12 protein-coding genes are annotated in these 15,521 nt (G+C 67.7%); 6 read left to right on the forward strand and 6 right to left on the reverse strand.

Going from position 1 to position 15,521, the window contains the following annotated elements:
• Positions 1–47: 47 nt before the first annotated feature.
• Both metX and GT355_RS09140 read right to left on the reverse strand, forming a co-directional pair.
• Positions 48–1,280 carry a homoserine O-acetyltransferase MetX gene (gene metX / locus GT355_RS09135; RefSeq protein ID WP_160134352.1) on the reverse strand — a complete coding sequence of 411 codons (1,233 nt, stop codon included), beginning with the start codon at positions 1,278–1,280 and terminating at the stop codon, positions 48–50.
• Positions 1,277–2,560, reverse strand: a complete 1,284-nt coding sequence (locus GT355_RS09140) for an O-acetylhomoserine aminocarboxypropyltransferase/cysteine synthase family protein (RefSeq protein ID WP_160134353.1) — start codon at positions 2,558–2,560, stop codon at positions 1,277–1,279. The genes metX and GT355_RS09140 overlap by 4 nt, the downstream gene beginning before the upstream one ends.
• A 517-nt stretch (positions 2,561–3,077) precedes the next feature.
• Here GT355_RS09140 and GT355_RS09145 point away from each other — a divergent pair.
• On the forward strand, positions 3,078–3,521 hold the full coding sequence (locus GT355_RS09145; protein WP_160134354.1) for a hypothetical protein: 444 nt from the start codon (positions 3,078–3,080) through the stop codon (positions 3,519–3,521).
• Positions 3,522–3,527: 6 nt separating this feature from the next.
• Here GT355_RS09145 and GT355_RS09150 read toward each other — a convergent pair whose 3' ends face one another.
• Entirely contained in the window at positions 3,528–4,697 is a 1,170-nt protein-coding gene (locus GT355_RS09150; RefSeq protein WP_160134355.1) for a pyridoxal-phosphate-dependent aminotransferase family protein, read from the reverse strand.
• 158 nt (positions 4,698–4,855) lie between these two features.
• Here GT355_RS09150 and ligA point away from each other — a divergent pair, with 158 nt between their 5' ends.
• A complete protein-coding gene (gene ligA / locus GT355_RS09155) occupies positions 4,856–7,021 on the forward strand; it encodes an NAD-dependent DNA ligase LigA (RefSeq protein ID WP_160134356.1) in 2,166 nt (721 codons plus the stop codon).
• A 9-nt stretch (positions 7,022–7,030) separates the two neighbouring features.
• Here the strand turns inward: ligA and GT355_RS09160 are convergent, their stop codons facing one another.
• Both GT355_RS09160 and GT355_RS09165 read right to left on the reverse strand, forming a co-directional pair.
• Positions 7,031–7,876, reverse strand: a complete 846-nt coding sequence (locus tag GT355_RS09160) for an ABC transporter permease subunit (RefSeq protein ID WP_160134357.1) — start codon at positions 7,874–7,876, stop codon at positions 7,031–7,033.
• Complete coding sequence (locus GT355_RS09165) at positions 7,873–8,856, reverse strand: ABC transporter ATP-binding protein (protein WP_160134358.1); 984 nt, start codon at positions 8,854–8,856, stop codon at positions 7,873–7,875. Before GT355_RS09165 ends, GT355_RS09160 begins: the two co-directional genes overlap by 4 nt.
• Positions 8,857–9,148: 292 nt before the next feature.
• Between GT355_RS09165 and GT355_RS09170 the strand changes: the two genes are divergently transcribed.
• The 4 genes from GT355_RS09170 to GT355_RS09185 all read left to right on the forward strand — a co-directional run bounded on the left by GT355_RS09170 (position 9,149) and on the right by GT355_RS09185 (position 13,214).
• Positions 9,149–9,529, forward strand: coding sequence for a hypothetical protein (locus GT355_RS09170; protein WP_240145764.1), 381 nt, complete (start codon positions 9,149–9,151; stop codon positions 9,527–9,529).
• A gap of 208 nt (positions 9,530–9,737) precedes the next feature.
• Positions 9,738–10,925, forward strand: a complete 1,188-nt coding sequence (locus GT355_RS09175; RefSeq protein WP_160134359.1) for a helix-turn-helix transcriptional regulator — start codon at positions 9,738–9,740, stop codon at positions 10,923–10,925.
• A 27-nt stretch (positions 10,926–10,952) separates the two neighbouring features.
• On the forward strand, positions 10,953–12,704 hold the full coding sequence (locus tag GT355_RS09180) for an excinuclease ABC subunit C (RefSeq protein WP_160134360.1): 1,752 nt from the start codon (positions 10,953–10,955) through the stop codon (positions 12,702–12,704).
• Between the two features lie 45 nt (positions 12,705–12,749).
• Positions 12,750–13,214 (forward strand): hypothetical protein, encoded by a 465-nt coding sequence (locus GT355_RS09185; RefSeq protein WP_160134361.1) that lies wholly within the window; start codon positions 12,750–12,752, stop codon positions 13,212–13,214.
• Positions 13,215–13,225: 11 nt separating this feature from the next.
• Here GT355_RS09185 and uvrB read toward each other — a convergent pair whose 3' ends face one another.
• Entirely contained in the window at positions 13,226–15,298 is a 2,073-nt protein-coding gene (gene uvrB, locus GT355_RS09190) for an excinuclease ABC subunit UvrB (RefSeq protein ID WP_160134362.1), read from the reverse strand.
• Between the last annotated feature and the right edge of the window lie 223 nt (positions 15,299–15,521).

Here is a 15,521-nt window from a genome sequence, read left to right on the forward strand (position 1 = left end):
CGCCGTCCGTGGTATCAGGGCGAAACGTCCGTCGTCCGGTCGGGGTTTCAGTCCCCGAACAGGCTGGCGTGGACCGGCGCGAACGCGGGTCCCGTCTCGGCCTCGGTGTCGGTGACGGCGCGGCCGGCGACCCCCGAATCGAGGAAGTCCCGGAGCGGCGGGCCGACGTTCTCGGGTTCGACGAGGAAGGCGTCGTGGCCGTGGTCGGAGTCGACGACGTGGTGGGCGACGTCGACGCCCGCCGTCCGGAAGGCCTCGGCGAGCGACTCGGACTGCTCGGTGGTGAAGTGCCAGTCGCCGGTGAAACTCATCACGAGCACCTCGCCCTCGAAGTTCGCGAGCGCGTCGGTCTCGGAGGCACAGCCCGCCGCGAGGTCGTAGTTGTCCATCGCGCGGGTGAGGTAGAGGTAGCTGTTGGCGTCGAAGCGCTCGACGAACTTCCCGGCCTGGTAGTCGAGATACGACTCCACGTCCCGGTACGGGAAGAAGCCGGCGGCGGGGTCGACGGGGAAGTCGTCGCGAACCGCGCCCCGACCCGCGGCGCGCCGGCCGAACTTCCGCTCCATCGAGTCCTTCGAGAGGTACATCACGTGTCCGATCTGGCGGGCGAGCGAGAGGCCGTCGTCGGGTTCGGTAGCGCCGTAGTAGTCACCGCCGTTCCAGTGTTCGTCGGTCGTGATCGCCCGGCGCGCCACCCCGTCAAGCGCCACGCACTGCGGGTCGAGCCGTGCGGCCGCCGCGACGGGCACCACTCGGTCGACCATCTCGGGATAGCGCTTGGCCCAGTCGAGCGCGTTCATCCCGCCGACCGACCCGCCGACCACCGCCTGCAGGTGGTCGACCCCGAGATGGTCGAGCAGTCGACGCTGGGCACGCGTCCAGTCCGCGACGGTGACCGCCGGGAAGTCGGTACCGTAGGGCTCGCCCGTCTCGGGATTCGTCGAGGCTGGGCCGGAGGAGCCGTAACAGGAGCCGGGGACGTTCACACAGACCACGAACCGCTCGGTGGTGTCGATGGCCTTGCCCGGGCCGACGACGTCGTCCCACCACGCTCGGGCTTGGTCCATCCCGCCGCGCACCGCTTCCGACGAACCACCCGCGCCGTCCGTCGCGCTCCGCCCCGCTCGCGCGACGTGCTGGCTGCCGGTGAGGGCGTGACAGACCAGAACCACATTGTCGCCGGTGAACTCCCCGTAGGACTCGTAGGCGAGTTCGAGTTCCGGGATGGACTCGCCGCACTCGAAGCGAAAGGCCCCGAGCGAAACCGTCTCGCGCGTCATTCTATCGCCCCTTCGAGGTCGGCGACGATATCTTCGGCGTTTTCGATCCCGACCGAGAGCCGCACGAGGTCGGGGGTCACGCCCGAGGCGCGCTGGTCTTCCGCCGAGAGCTGGGCGTGGGTCGTGCTCGCGGGGTGGATCACGAGGGTCTTCGCGTCGCCGACGTTCGCGAGGAAGCTCGCGAGGTCGACGTCCTCACACAGCTGCTTGCCGGCCTCGTAGCCACCGGCGAGCCCGAAGGCGATCATTCCGCCAAAGCCGCCGTCGAGGTACTCGTTCGCGTTGGCGTGAGTCTCGTGGCTTTCGAGACCGGGATAGGCCACCCACTCGACCGCGTCGTGCGAGTCGAGGAACGTCGCCACCTGGTGTGCGTTCTCGGAGTGGCGCTCCATCCGGAGGTCGAGCGTTTCGAGCCCCTGGAGGGTGAGCCACGCGTCGAACGGTGACTGGCCGTCACCGAGGCTCCGGACCGCGCGCTGGCGGGCGGCGGCGGTGAACGCCCGCTCGCCGAAGCTCTCGGCGAAGTTCCGACCGTGGAAGGCGGGGTTCTCACCACCGATCTCGGGGTACTTCTCGGGGTAGTCGGCCCAGGGGAACGAGCCGCCGTCGACCAGCGCGCCGCCGATGGTCGTCCCGGAGCCGTGGAGCCACTTCGTCGTCGACTCCCAGACGAGGTCCGCGCCGCGTTCGAGCGGTCGACAGAGCGCGGGCGTCGCGAACGTGTTGTCGACCAGGAGCGGCACCCCGTTGTCGTGAGCCACCTCGGCGATGGCGTCGAGGTCGGGCGTCACCAACGAGGGGTTGCCGATCGTCTCGCAGTGGACGTAGGCGGTGTCCTCGTCGATGGCTTCGTCGTAGGCGGCGGGGTCGAGGGTATCGACGAATCGGGCCTCGATCCCCCGCCGGCGCGCGGTGTGCGAGAGGTAGGCGTGCGTACCCCCGTAGATCGACGCGGCGCTCACGACGTTGTCGCCCACCCCGCAGAGCACGAGCGTCGCGGCGTCGAGCGCCGCCATCCCCGAGGCGGTACAGAGCGCGCCAACCCCGCCTTCGAGGTCGGCGAGGCGGCGTTCGAGGAGCGAAACTGTGGGGTTCGAGATCCGCGAGTAGATGTCGCCCTCGGCCTCGAGCGCGTAGAGGTCGGCGGCGCGGTCGGCGTCCGAGAAGGTGTACGAGGTAGTCTGATACAGCGGCGGTGCGCGGGAGCCCGTGGCCGCGTCCGCGTCCTGGCCCGCGTGGACACAGCGCGTCCCGAAGCCCCGGCCTTCGGCGTCACTCATGTGTACGGTGCATATATCGCCAGCCATCTATAACCACGAGTTACGGCAAGTCTCGCCGCCCACTTTTTTAGGCGGGGGGATCGGACCGCTTCGCGGTCCTCAACCCCCGCCCAAAAACCTGGACTAAAAAGCTGCTCGCTCGCTTCGTTCGCTCGCAGTACAACCACCATCTTTCCGCAACCGCTACACACCACCACGACCGGCTGTGCTCCCTGTTCATTTCCCTCGCGAGAGCTTCGCCTCGTGCAGATGCAATCGCTGACATCTCCGAAACCGCCCCGCGACGGCCACACGCCTCCCCAGCCGATTCACGTCACTCGTTTCACTCGCTCCGTTCATCCCTCGCACAGTGTCCACGACCGGCCCTCACTGTTGTTCGGACCGCTCGCGAGCGCGCGCCACCGCGGTCGAAACCGCATCCGGATGGCTCCGTAGTGCTTTCAGAACCCCAGACACTCCCGTCGCCGTTTGCGTGTGCCAGCACGCTGCCTATCCGCCCGGGGATACGAATGGTGGTATGAGCGACGACACAGCCGAGAGAGCGATCGAGCGGGGGCTCGACGCCTACTTCGCGGGCGACACCGTGGCCGACCTGCTCGAAAGCATCGACATCGACGCGCTGGTGGAGGGCGCACCGCTCGACGACGCGGTCGAGTACGAACGGCTCGGGAAGGCCCTCGGTGCGATACTCGGTCGGGCGGCCGCCCGTGGCGTCAGCAACACCAGCCTCTTCGGCCGGATCGTCCGCGAGTCCGTCGGCAGCGAGGTCGGCGGCCGGGTCGGCGAGGTCGCGGTCTCGGCGTTCGTCGAGTACACCAACCCGCAGGAACTCGTCGAGGACCTCCAGGGTGCGGTCGACCCCGAACAGCTCGACGAGTTCGCGGTGGAGTCCGACGACGCCGCCCCCACCGACGAGTCCGACTGGACGACGATCGACGTCGAACACGCCGACGAAGAGTAGCGACGACTACAGTTCGTTTCGCGCGGCGTCGAGACCGGCCTCGACATCGGCGTCGAAACCCACGTCCGAGAGCGCCTCGCCGACGGTACGAATCCCACGGAGTACTTGGTCGTCGGCGTGGTGACCCATGTTGCTCACCCGGAAGATCTCGCCACCGAGGTGGCCCTGTCCGCCGCTGATCGAGACGTTCCGCTCCGAGACGGCCCCGAAGAACTCCTCGGGTGCCTCCCGGACCGAGTCGGGAAGCGAGACCGACGTGACGGTGTTCGAGTAGTCGCTGGCCCCGTCGAGGTCGGGGAACTTCTCGAGCCCCATCGCCGAGAAGCCCTCGCGGAAGGCCGCCGCCTGAGCGCGGTGACGGGCGATCCGAGTCTCCATCCCCTCCGATTCGATCTCCTCGACCGCCACCGCGAGCGCCCGGAAGAGCGGGACGGCACTCGTGAACGGTGTCTGGTCGTCCGCGGCCTTGTCGAGGTGCCGCGGCAGGTCGGCGTAGAACGGCCCGCGCTCGCCGTCGAGGTGGGCTTCGGCATCCTCGGCCACGTAGACTGCACTGAGACCCGGCGGTGCCGCGAGCGCCTTCTGCGCGTCGGTGACCGCGATGTCGACGTTCCACGCGTCGGGTCGAAAGACGTCCCCGCCGACCGAGGTCACGCCGTCGACCACGAACCGGGCGTCGTTTTCGGTGGCCAGCTCCCCGACCGCTTCGACTGGGTTCAAGATTCCCGTACTCGTCTCGTTGTGGACCATCGTCACCAGCGCGGTGTCGTCGGTGACGGCCGCCTCGATCGCGTCGAGATCGAAACAGCCCCCCCACTCGGCTTCGATCCGGGTGGTGTCGGCGTAGCGCTCGGCGATCCGGGCGAAGCGCCGTCCGAACTTGCCGTTGACGAGCGCCACGACCTCGTCCTCGGGGTCGACGAGGTTCGAGACCGCCGCCTCCATCCCGAGGCTCGCGGTGCCGTTGAGCACCAAACCCGTACCCGCCGCGTCGTTCGCTCTGCCGTCGGGCGTCGAGTGCTCGAAGACGTACTCGATCCCCGATTGGGCGCGGGCGTAGACGTCCTCGAAGTCGGCCGAGCGGTGCGAGACCATCGGCGCGTCCATCGACTCTCGAACCGCGTCGGTGACGGGTACCGGGCCGGGATTCAGGAGCAGAAACTCGTCGTCGCTCATGGCCGAGCGTCGGGTCCCCCCTCACATAAGCCCGGTCGTTGTCGCTCATCTTGCCGAGCTCCCACGTGCGCGTTCCCGAATGCCGATGCGACGATGGATCGCCACCGCGACCGACCCGAGACGAACCGCCTAAGCGGACCCCAGGAGTAGCCGCGGTAATGACCGCCGACGCCGCAGACGGGACGGAGAATCCCTACCTCCACGACCCGTCCACGGAGTTCGAGGAGCTCGACGATATCGACGAGGAACACGCACGCGAGCAGGTCGAACGGCTCCGCGAGGCGATCCGTCACCACGACTATCGGTACTACGCCGAGAACGACCCGAGGATACCGGACCGGACCTACGACGCGCTGTTCACCCGACTTCAGAACCTAGAGAACGAATTCGACCTCACCGACCCCGACAGCCCCACCCAGCGCGTCGGGGGCGAGCCGCTCGACGAGCTCGAAACCGTCGAGCACGTCGCGCCGATGGGTTCGATCGATTCGAGCGGCGAAGCCGCCGACGTCCGAGCCTTCGACGAACGGGTACGGGGCGGCCTCGGCGGCGAAGGTGGAGCCGAGAGCGAGGGCGGGAACGAGGACGACGGTCAGCAATCGCTGACGGATTTCGAGGGCGACACCGACAGTGGTGTCGAGATCGAGTACGTCTGCGAACCGAAGTTCGACGGGCTGTCGGTCGAGGTGGTCTACGAGAACGGGCGATACGAACGCGCCGCGACCCGGGGTGACGGTTACGAAGGCGACGACGTCACCCAGAACGTCCGCACCATCCGGGCGATCCCACAGCGGCTGCGGGGCGAGTACCCCGACTATCTCGTCGTGCGCGGCGAGGTCTACATGCCGCGCGACGCGTTCGCCGAGTACAACCGCGAGCGCGTCGAGCGCGACGAGGAGCCGTTCGCGAACCCCCGGAACGCCGCTGCGGGCACCCTCCGACAGCTCGACCCCTCGGTCACGGCCGAACGGCCGCTCGCCTGCTTCGTCTTCGGGGTGCTCGACGCCTCCTACGAGTTCGAGACCCACGCGAGCCAGTACGAACGCCTCCGGGAGTGGGGGCTGCCGCTCAACGACCGGATCGAACTGGTGGACGATATCGAGGGCGCGATCGACTACCGCGACCGACTCGGCGAGGACCGCGAGGACCTGAACTACGAGATCGACGGCACCGTCTTCAAGGTCAACGACCTCGCGGCCTGCGAACGGCTGGGGTCGACCTCGCGGGCCCCCCGCTGGGCCTACGGCTACAAGTTCCCCGCTCGGACCGAGGTGACGACGATCACGGACATCACGGTCCAGATCGGGCGGACGGGCCGGGTAACGCCGGTCGCGCTGCTCGACCCCGTCGAGGTCGGTGGCGTCGAGGTCTCACGCGCCACCCTCCACAACCCCGGCGAGCTCGAAGCGCTCGGCGCGAACGTCGGGGACCGGGTACGTCTCAAACGCGCGGGCGACGTCATTCCCTACGTGGTCGAGGTGGTCGAGGACGGCGGCGAGGGCACCTTCGCGTTCCCCGACTACTGTCCGCAGTGTGAGAGCGCGATCGAGCGCGACGGCCCGCTCGCGTTCTGTACGGGGGGAATATCCTGTCCCGCCCAGCTCCAGCGCGCGCTCGAACACTACGCCAGCCGCGGCGGGCTCGACATCGAGGGGCTCGGCGAGGAACGGATCGAGCAGCTTCTGGAGACGGACCTCGTCGAGTCGATACCCGACCTCTACGATCTCCGGACGGCGGACCTCGCCGCGCTCGACGGCTGGGGCGAGAAGAGCGCCGAGAACCTCCGCACCGAACTCGACGCCTCGAAGACGCCGGCGCTCTCGGAGTTCATCACCGCGCTCGGCGTTCCGGAGGTGGGTTCGACGACCGCGACGGCGCTCGCCCGGACGTTCGGCGACCTCGACAGCGTGATGGACGCGAGCGAGGACGACCTACAGGCGGTCCCCGATATCGGACCGCGGGTCGCGAACGAGGTCCACGAGTTCTTCGAGAGCGAACGCAACCGGGAGACGATAGCGGGGCTCCGCGAGCGCGGTGTCGAACCCGAAACGGCGGCGACCGAAGCCGGCGGCGACGAACTCGACGGCTTGACGTTCGTCTTCACCGGCGCGCTGGCGGACTCGACACGCGAGGAGGCCGAAGCGCTCGTCGAGCGCCACGGCGCGAACAGCACGGGGAGCGTCTCCGGCAACACCGACTACCTCGTGGTCGGCGACGAGCCGGGCCAGACCAAACGCGACGACGCGGCCGCCGAGGACGTCCCGGAACTCACCGAGTCCGAGTTCGTCGACCTCCTCGACGAGTACGGTATCGAACCGGCCTGAGTCCGTGGCTTAGAGGTCCGTGCCGTTGAATCGGAGATATCCGAGGGCTATCGGAACGACGATCCACGCCGCGAGGACCACGAACCCGAACCAGTTCTGGAGGTAGATCGGTGGGCTGTCGAGGGCGGTTGCGATACCGCTGATCGAGGGGATCACCGCCGCCGCGGCGGAGGTGAACGCGGTCTGGGGGTTGAGCAACGAGAAGAACAGTTGCCAGTTCGGGGGCTGGGCGAGGCTCGGGAGCGAGAACCCGTTGATGACGTATCGCACGACGGTCGGGATGAGCCCCCAGACGAACTGAAATAGGAGGTAGAGACCGCCCGCTCCGAGAAGGGCCCACGTCGTCGAACGCACGCCCGCCGAGAACCCGGTCGCGATCGCGATGAAGACGACCCCGAGGACCATCGCGAGGACGGTGTAGGTCAAGAACGTCCCGACCTCGAACGATGAGTAGACCGCGACACCCACGACTGCAGCCACCACGAACCCGATGAGCGTCGAGACGGCCACCACCGCGGAGCGCCCGACGAGCTTGCCGATCACCACGTCCCGGCGGGTGTGTGGCAGCCCCAACAGGAGTTTGAGGCTGCCGGAGTCACGCTCGCCGACGATCGATTTGTAGCCCACGACGAGCCCGATCAACGGGATCAAGAGCGTGGTCGAGCCGCCCATGGCGGTCAACAGCACGCCCGTCGTCGCGGTGTCGACGGTCGGTCCGAGCAGCAAACCGAGGAGCGACGGGAGTGCGAGGGTGAACCCCCCCGCGAACACCACGAACACCACCGTCAACCCGATCAGCCACCGCGACCGGATCGCGTCCTGGAACTCCTTCTTCGCGACGGTGAGCGAGCTCACTGTCGGACCTCGGTTTCGTCGGGGATGGCGGATCCTCGCGAGTTCGGTCCCCCGTCCTCGGTGTAGGCGACGAAGAGGTCTTCGAGCGAGGCGTCATCGGTGGTGAAGTCCTCGACCGTCGCGCCGCTGTCCTCGATCGTGCCGAGGACCTGCGTCTTCGCCGTGTCCTCACACGAGACCGTGATCGTCCTGCCGTCGGCACGGGCGTCGGAGACCGCCGAGAGCGATTCCACGTCGTCGAGCACGCCGTCGGGAACCCGGTCGACCTCGACGACGAGCGTCGCGTCGGCGTCGGTGGCCTCGCGGAGCCCCTCGATCGAGTCCTCGGCGACGAGCTCGCCGTTCCGGAGGATCCCCACCCGGTCGCAGACCGAATCGACCTGCCCGAGGATGTGGCTCGAGAAGAACACCGTCGCGCCGCGGTCGCGTTCGGCCTCGATGATCTCGCGCATCTCGCGTGCGCCCGTCGGGTCGAGCCCCGTCGAGGGCTCGTCGAGGATCAGGAGGTCGGGCTCGCCGACCAGCGCCATCCCCAGCACGAGGCGCTGGGTCATCCCCTTCGAGTAGCCGCCGGCCTTGCGGTCGATGGCGTCCGGGATGCCGACGCGTTCGGCGACCGCCTCGGGGCGCTCGGTCGCGTTCTTCGAGTCGATCGCGAACTCGAGGTGCTGGCGACCCGTGAGACGGTTGTAGGTCTGGAACCCGTCGGGGAGCACGCCGATGCGTTCCCTGACCGCGAGGGTGTCGGTCTGGGCGTCGTGCCCCAGGACGCGTGCGGTGCCCGCCGTCGGGCGCGTGAAATCCAGTAAAATGTCGATCGTGGTCGACTTCCCCGCGCCGTTGGGGCCGAGGAAACCGTAGATCTCGCCCTCACGAACCCGGAGGTCGAGGTCCGAGAGCGCCTCGACCGATCCGCCACCGCGGCCCAACCCGCCGCCGCCGTAGCGCTTCGTCACACCATCGAGTTCGATGGCCGTCATGTGGGTTCGATCCCCGCCGGTCGCTATGAGCCTTTTCATCGTCTCGCCCGAAACCGATAGCCGACGCAGCCGACCGGCGCGATACCGGGCCCTCGGGACGGCCACGAACGAGGGGGCATCACAGAGACGACCTTCGTCGGTCAGGCGTCAGACGGTTTCGGGACTGTTTCATAGAAACCGACGTAAAACGCGGCTTCGGGCCTCGTAACAGTCCGCAACAGTGCGGAACGGATGGGACTATTTATATGATACCCGGTTATGAGTGAAGAACGCAGAAAGCATGATACACAAAATGATCGACGCGCTGAAAGCGAACCCAAAGCGCGTGTTGGCTGTTGGTCTCGTTGCGACGATGCTCATCTTCGCCGGCTGTTCCAGCGGTAGTGACAGTGGCAGCAACGGCACGGAAGCCGGTACGAGCGGCGGCGAGGACACCGGCGCGATGGAGGAGACGAGCGCGATGGCTGAGGAAGAGACCACCATGATGGGTGGCGAGGAAACCGAGATGGAGACCGAGATGGGCACCGGCATGGAGGAGACCGAGATGATGGAAGACACCTCCATGGAGGAGACCGGCATGGAAGAGACTGACATGATGGGCACCGAGATGGGTACCAGCATGGAAGACACCTCCATGATGATGAACGGCTCCGAGACGACGATGGCGGCCTAACGTAGGTCCCCAGCCCTCTCGAAAACGAATTGCGTGGCAGTCGGTCGCTCACTGCGACCGTTTCTTTCGTTCTCACCGCCCGAGCCCCGGGCTTCGCGCTCGACAGGTGCGACCGTGACCGGCGCTCACGTCCCGTCTGACGCCGGTCTGGAGCCGCGTATCCGCCACCGACAGCGTAATACCGGATGGGTGTCGAACGTAAGCGAGGATGAGCGAGCGCGCGCGCGTCGTGGCGGGGCTGCTCTGTGCGGTGGTGCTCGTGAGCGCCGTCATTGCCGTCGTCCCCGCCGGTGCGCAGCCGGCGCGCACCGGGGTCGAGGACGTGACTATAACCGGCGGCGGCGTCATCGACACCCCCGAGACCCCGAACGGGTCGACGTATCTCTGGGTCGACGAATCAATCAACGCGAGCGTGACGGTCGCGGACCGGTCGGCCGGCACCGGGAACGGCAACTACGGCGTCTGTCTCCAGTCACAACGACCGGGTGAACCGAGCCGGGCGCTCGTCGACGAGTGTGAGTCCCTGGCGCTTTCGAGCGGCACGAACGACACCGTCGACTTCGCCAACGTCACCTGGCCGGCCAACGTCACGGGCCGACAGGTCCTCGTCGTCGAGGTCAGGAACCGGTCGATCCGGAGCAACACGACGGTGCTCGACCGCGAGCGGGTCCCGGTGACCGTCCTCCGACGCGGCGGTGACTTCGACCGCGACGGGCTCACGAACACCCGGGAGGTCGAGGCGGGCTACAACGTCTCGAACCGTGATATGGACGCCGACACCCTCCTCGACGGCGAGGAGGTGAACAAGTACGGCTCGGACCCGCAGAACCCCGACAGCGACGGTGACGGGATCCGCGACGGGGTCGAGATCCAGCGCGGAACCGACCCGACCCGTGCCGACAGCGACGGCGACGGGTTGAGCGATAGCGCCGAACTGACCCTCGGAACGAACCCGACGAGCGACCTCACGCCGCTCTGGCTCGCCATCGCCGCGCTCGTCGTCGTCGGGCTGGTCGTCGGGGGGTTCGTGCTGCTCCGGCGCGGCTGGCGGGAGGTGTTCGCGCGGTGGCGGGCCGCGGACGAGGACCCCGACCCCGACCCGCCGTCCGAGACGACCGAGGAGTCGCCGTCGGAGCCCGAGACACCCACCGAGCCACCGGAGCCGCTGACCGACGCCGACCGCGTGCTGGCGTTGCTCCGGAGCCACGGTGGCCGGATGAAACAGACCCGGATCGTCGAGGAGACCGAGTGGTCGAAGGCGAAGGTCAGCCGACTGCTCTCCTCGATGAACGACGACGGGAGCATCCAGAAGCTCTCGATCGGGCGCGAGAACATCATCAGCCTCGACGGCCACGGCCCCGAGGCCGCCCAGCGCGAGGAGAACGCGTCAGACTGAAGCGCTTCGCACGCCTGTTTTCGTTCGATGGATATCGAGAGCGTCCGCGAGCGGGCCGGCGACCTCCCGCGCGAACCGGGCGTCTACCAGTTCCGCGAGAACGGAACCACCCTCTACGTCGGGAAGGCCGTCGACCTCGCGAGCCGGGTCCGGTCGTACGCCGACCCACGCTCCCACCGGATCGCGAAGATGGTCGCGCGCGCCGACGAGGTCGAGGTCGCCGTCACCGACACCGAGACCCAGGCGCTCCTGCTGGAAGCCAACCTCATCAAGCGCCACGGCCCGCGCTACAACGTCCGACTGAAGGACGACAAGTCCTATCCACTGGTCCAGCTCACCGACCACGAGTTCCCCCGGATCGAGATCACCCGCGACCCGGACCCCGGGTCGACCGCCTTCGGGCCCTACACCGAGCGCGGCCGGGTCGAGGTGGTCGTGAAGGCGCTGCGGGAGACCTACGGGCTGCGGGGCTGTTCGGAGTACAAGTTCGCGGGCCGCGACCGGCCGTGTCTCGACCACGACATCGGGCTCTGTACCGCGCCGTGTACCGGTGAGATCGGCGCGGAAGCCTACCTCGCGGACGTCGAATCGGTAGTACAATTCTTCGAGGGGAGCACGGGCGTGCTCGCCGACCCACTGCGAGGGGGGATGGCGGAAGCCACCGAGCAGCGGAACTTCGAGCGCGCCGCGAACCTCCGAGACAAACTCGAAGTGGTCGAGTCGTTCCACGAGGGGGCCGGCGAGGCGGTGGCCGCCCAGTCACCGGAACAGGAGGTCGACGTGCTCGGGGTGGTCGTGGAGGGCGAGCGCGCCACCGTCGCGCGGCTCCACAGCGAGCGCGGCCAGCTCGTCGAGCGCGACCAGCACACCCTCTCCGTACCCGACGATGACGACGAGGGCGTTGGGAGCGTGCTCGCGGCGTTCGTCGTCCAGTACTACGCCGAGCGCACACTGCCGGACGCATTGTTGCTCCCCGAACCGTTCGTCGACGACGAACTCGACGCGTGGCTCGACACCGAAGGCGTCTCGGTTCGGGTGCCGGGTGCGGGACGGGAGGCCACCCTCGTCGAGCTCGCGCTCAAGAACGCCCGACGCGGGCGCGGGGAGCCCGACGGCACCGCGGCGCTCGCCGACGCGCTCGGGATCGAGCGCGCGAACCGGATCGAGGGCTTCGACGTGAGCCACGCCCACGGCCGCGCGGTGGTGGGCAGCGACGTGACCTTCGTCGATGGCAGTCCCGAGAAGTCCGACTACCGACGGAAGAAGCTCGACGACGAGAACGACGACTACGCCAACATGCGGAGCCTCGTCGCGTGGCGCGCGCGCCGAGCGGTCGAACGTGCCAGCGGGCACGCGGAAGACGACCGACCCGACCCGGATTTGCTCCTGATCGACGGCGGCGAGGGCCAGTTGAACGCCGCCCGCGACGCGCTCGACGAGGTGGGCTGGGACGTCCCGGTCATCTCGCTCGCGAAGGCCGAAGAACGGGTCATCACACCGGACCGGAGCTTCTCGTGGCCGTCCGACGCGCCAGAGCGCCGTCTGCTCCAGCGGGTCCGCGACGAGTCACACCGGTTCGCGGTCCAGTACCACCAGAGCCTCCGCGACGAGGTGAAGACGGTGCTCGACGACGTACCCGGGGTCGGGCCACAGACACGACGACGCCTCCTCCGGCGATTCGGGAGCGTCGACGGCGTGCGCGCGGCCTCGCCCGACGAACTCCAGACCGTCTCGGGCGTCGGCGCGAAGACCGCCGAGACGATCCGCGGGCGGCTTTGAGGGAGGAGCCAAGCGTATAACCCGCTGGGCGGCGAGGTCGAACCGATGAGCGACGAATCCGACGGCGGGTCCGACGGGGAATCCGAGGGCGTGATGACCGACGGCGAGGAGCCGTTCGACGGCGACCACACCCGCATCGCGGTCGACTTCGACAAGACACTGACCGCGGGCGAGGAGGGCTACATCACCGAGAAGCCCGAGGACCCCAACGAGGAGATGGTCGAGTGGGTCAACTACCAGTACCGGAAGGGCAACACCATCATCATCTGGACCGCCCGACCGTGGGAGGCCGCCCAGGAGACCATCGCCCGACTGACCGAGTGGGGTGTCGACTGGCACGGTATCCGGATGGAGAAGGGTCACGCCGATGTCTACGTCGACGACAAGGGCACCACGCCGAGCGACGAACTCCTCGATTCGGGCTTCGACGGCGACGGCGAGGTCGACCCCGGTGAGGGAAAGATCGACAAGGACAAGAGCGGAAACCCCGACGGAGTGGGGAACACCTGACGAGGTCGCAATCAGAACTCGGCTTCCGGCGGCACACCCTCCTCTTCGGGTGGGACGCCGTCCTCGCCCGCGAGGTCGAACTCGACTCTGAGCTCGCGGATCCGGTCGCGGATGTCGGCGGCGAGTTCGAACTCGAGGCTCCCCGCGGCCTCGTCCATCCGGTCTTCGAGGTCGGCGACGAGGTCGCGGGCCTCGTCGGGTGAGTCGGGTTCGAGGTCGGTCGTGCGGCCGGTGTCGGTCTCCGAGCCCGGGAGGTTGGTCTCGCTGACCTCCTTTTCGATGGTTCGGGGTTCGAAGCCGTGTTCCTCGTTGTACTCGGTCTGGATCTCGCGACGGCGCTGGGTCTCGTCGATTGCCGAGCGCATCGAGTCGGTGACGTCGTCGGCGTAGAGCACGACCTCGCCGTTGACGTTCCGCGCCGCACGACCCATCGTCTGGACGAGGGTGGTCTCCGAGCGCAGGAAGCCCTCCTGGTCGGCGTCGAGGATCGCGACGAGCGAGACCTCGGGGATGTCGAGACCCTCCCGGAGGAGGTTGATCCCAACGAGCACATCGAACTCGCCGAGGCGGAGCCCGCGAACGAGTTCGTGGCGTTCGAGGGTATCCGTTTCGTCGTGCATGTACTCGACGGCGATGCCCGCCTCCTCGAGGTATTCGGTGAGGTCCTCGGCCATCCGTTTGGTGAGGGTGGTCACCAGCACGCGTTCGTCGTTCGCGGTGCGGTCGTTGATGCGTTCGAGCAGGTCGTCGATCTGGCCCTCGACCGGCGAGATGCTGACTTCGGGATCGACGAGGTGTGTGGGTCGAACGATCTGTTCGACGATCTGCTCCGAGTGCTCGCGCTCGTACTCGCTCGGCGTCGCGCTGACGAAGAGGGTTTGACCCGTTCGTTCGGCGAACTCGGGGTAGCGGAGCGGGCGGTTGTCGTAGGCGGTCGGGAGCCGGAAGCCGTTCCCGACCAGCGAGTCCTTTCTGGACTTGTCGCCGCCGAACTGGCCGCGGATCTGCGGGACGGTTTGATGGGACTCGTCGATCACGGTCAGAAAATCGTCGGGGAAGTAATCGAGGAGCGTGGCGGGTGCGTCGCCAGGTTCGCGGTCCGAGAGGTGGACGGAGTAGTTCTCGATGCCGGAGCAGTAGCCCGTCTCGCGGAGCATCTCGAGGTCGAAGGTGGTGCGTTCCTCGATGCGCTGGGCCGCGAGCAGGTCGTTGTTGCGCTCGAAGTACGAGACGCGTTCCTCCATCAGCCCCTCGATCTCGTTGATCGCGGTGTCGAGGGTGTTCTCCGGGATCGAGTAGTGTTCGGCCGGGTGGATCAAGACGGCGGGTTCGTCGCTCTTGACCTCGCCCTCCATCGGGTCGAGTTTCGAGAGGCGGTCGATCTCGTCGCCCCAGAACTCGACGCGAACGGCGAACCGACCGTACATCGGAAAGATCTCGACGGTGTCACCGCGCACCCGGAACGTGCCCTGGGTGAAGTCGACGTCGTTGCGCTCGTAGTTGAGGTCGACGAGGTTTTTCAACAACTCGTCGCGGTCGATGGTGTCCCCGACGTCGAGTTCGAGGCTCATGTCGATGTAGTTCCGCGGGTCACCCAGGCCGTAGATGGCGGAGACGGAGGCGACCACGATGACGTCGTCTCGCGTCAGGAGCGAGCGCGTTGCAGAGTGACGAAGCCTATCGATCTCGTCGTTGATCGAGGCGTCCTTGTCGATGTAGGTGTCGGAGGCCTCGACGTAGGCTTCGGGCTGGTAGTAGTCGTAGTAGGAGACGAAGTACTCGACGGCGTTGTCGGGGAACAGGTTTCGGAACTCGTCGTAGAGCTGGGCGGCGAGGGTCTTGTTGTGGGCGATGACGAGGGTGGGTTTCTGGATCTCCTCGATGACCCACGAGACGGTGTTGGTCTTGCCCGAGCCCGTGACCCCGAGGAGTGTTTGGGCGTCCATTCCATTGAGAAAGCCATCGGCGAGTTGTTCGATGGCTTCGGGCTGGTCGCCCGCGGGGTCGAAGGGGGCCTCGACGCGGAAGGGTCGGTCCGCGCCGGGTCGGTCCGGCTGGAGCGGGCCCGACTGGGTATCACTCATTGTGTGTGGAAGGGGTTGGAGGCACTTGACGCGCTCGCCCGGTGCAATTCGTGGGTCGGAATTCAGGGGTGGAGATGTGGCCGCCGCGGTCCGGCGGCGGTGCGGGCGGCCCGGGGGCGGCCACGGAGCGGTCGGCGGTTCCGGTTTGCGGTCCGCGATCGTGGTCTGCGGTTCCTGGCGGATGAAGGGCGAGCGAACCCCGAAGGGGTGAGTGAGGGCTTCT

Origin of the sequence: Halococcus salsus (assembly GCF_009900715.1) — an archaeon.
Classification (GTDB): domain Archaea; phylum Halobacteriota; class Halobacteria; order Halobacteriales; family Halococcaceae; genus Halococcus; species Halococcus salsus.

What these genes read in the sequence shown, in the direction of transcription:
- GT355_RS09145 (WP_160134354.1), top strand. Translation starts at nt 3,078, where the DNA reads ATGAGCGACGACACAGCCGAGAGAGCGATCGAGCGGGGGCTCGACGCC.
- uvrB (WP_160134362.1), bottom strand. Translation starts at nt 15,298, where the DNA reads ATGAGTGATACCCAGTCGGGCCCGCTCCAGCCGGACCGACCCGGCGCG.
- GT355_RS09165 (WP_160134358.1), bottom strand. Translation starts at nt 8,856, where the DNA reads ATGACGGCCATCGAACTCGATGGTGTGACGAAGCGCTACGGCGGCGGC.
- GT355_RS09185 (WP_160134361.1), top strand. Translation starts at nt 12,750, where the DNA reads ATGAGCGACGAATCCGACGGCGGGTCCGACGGGGAATCCGAGGGCGTG.
- ligA (WP_160134356.1), top strand. Translation starts at nt 4,856, where the DNA reads ATGACCGCCGACGCCGCAGACGGGACGGAGAATCCCTACCTCCACGAC.
- GT355_RS09180 (WP_160134360.1), top strand. Translation starts at nt 10,953, where the DNA reads ATGGATATCGAGAGCGTCCGCGAGCGGGCCGGCGACCTCCCGCGCGAA.
- GT355_RS09175 (WP_160134359.1), top strand. Translation starts at nt 9,738, where the DNA reads ATGAGCGAGCGCGCGCGCGTCGTGGCGGGGCTGCTCTGTGCGGTGGTG.
- GT355_RS09140 (WP_160134353.1), bottom strand. Translation starts at nt 2,560, where the DNA reads ATGAGTGACGCCGAAGGCCGGGGCTTCGGGACGCGCTGTGTCCACGCG.
- metX (WP_160134352.1), bottom strand. Translation starts at nt 1,280, where the DNA reads ATGACGCGCGAGACGGTTTCGCTCGGGGCCTTTCGCTTCGAGTGCGGC.
- GT355_RS09150 (WP_160134355.1), bottom strand. Translation starts at nt 4,697, where the DNA reads ATGAGCGACGACGAGTTTCTGCTCCTGAATCCCGGCCCGGTACCCGTC.
- GT355_RS09170 (WP_240145764.1), top strand. Translation starts at nt 9,149, where the DNA reads ATGATCGACGCGCTGAAAGCGAACCCAAAGCGCGTGTTGGCTGTTGGT.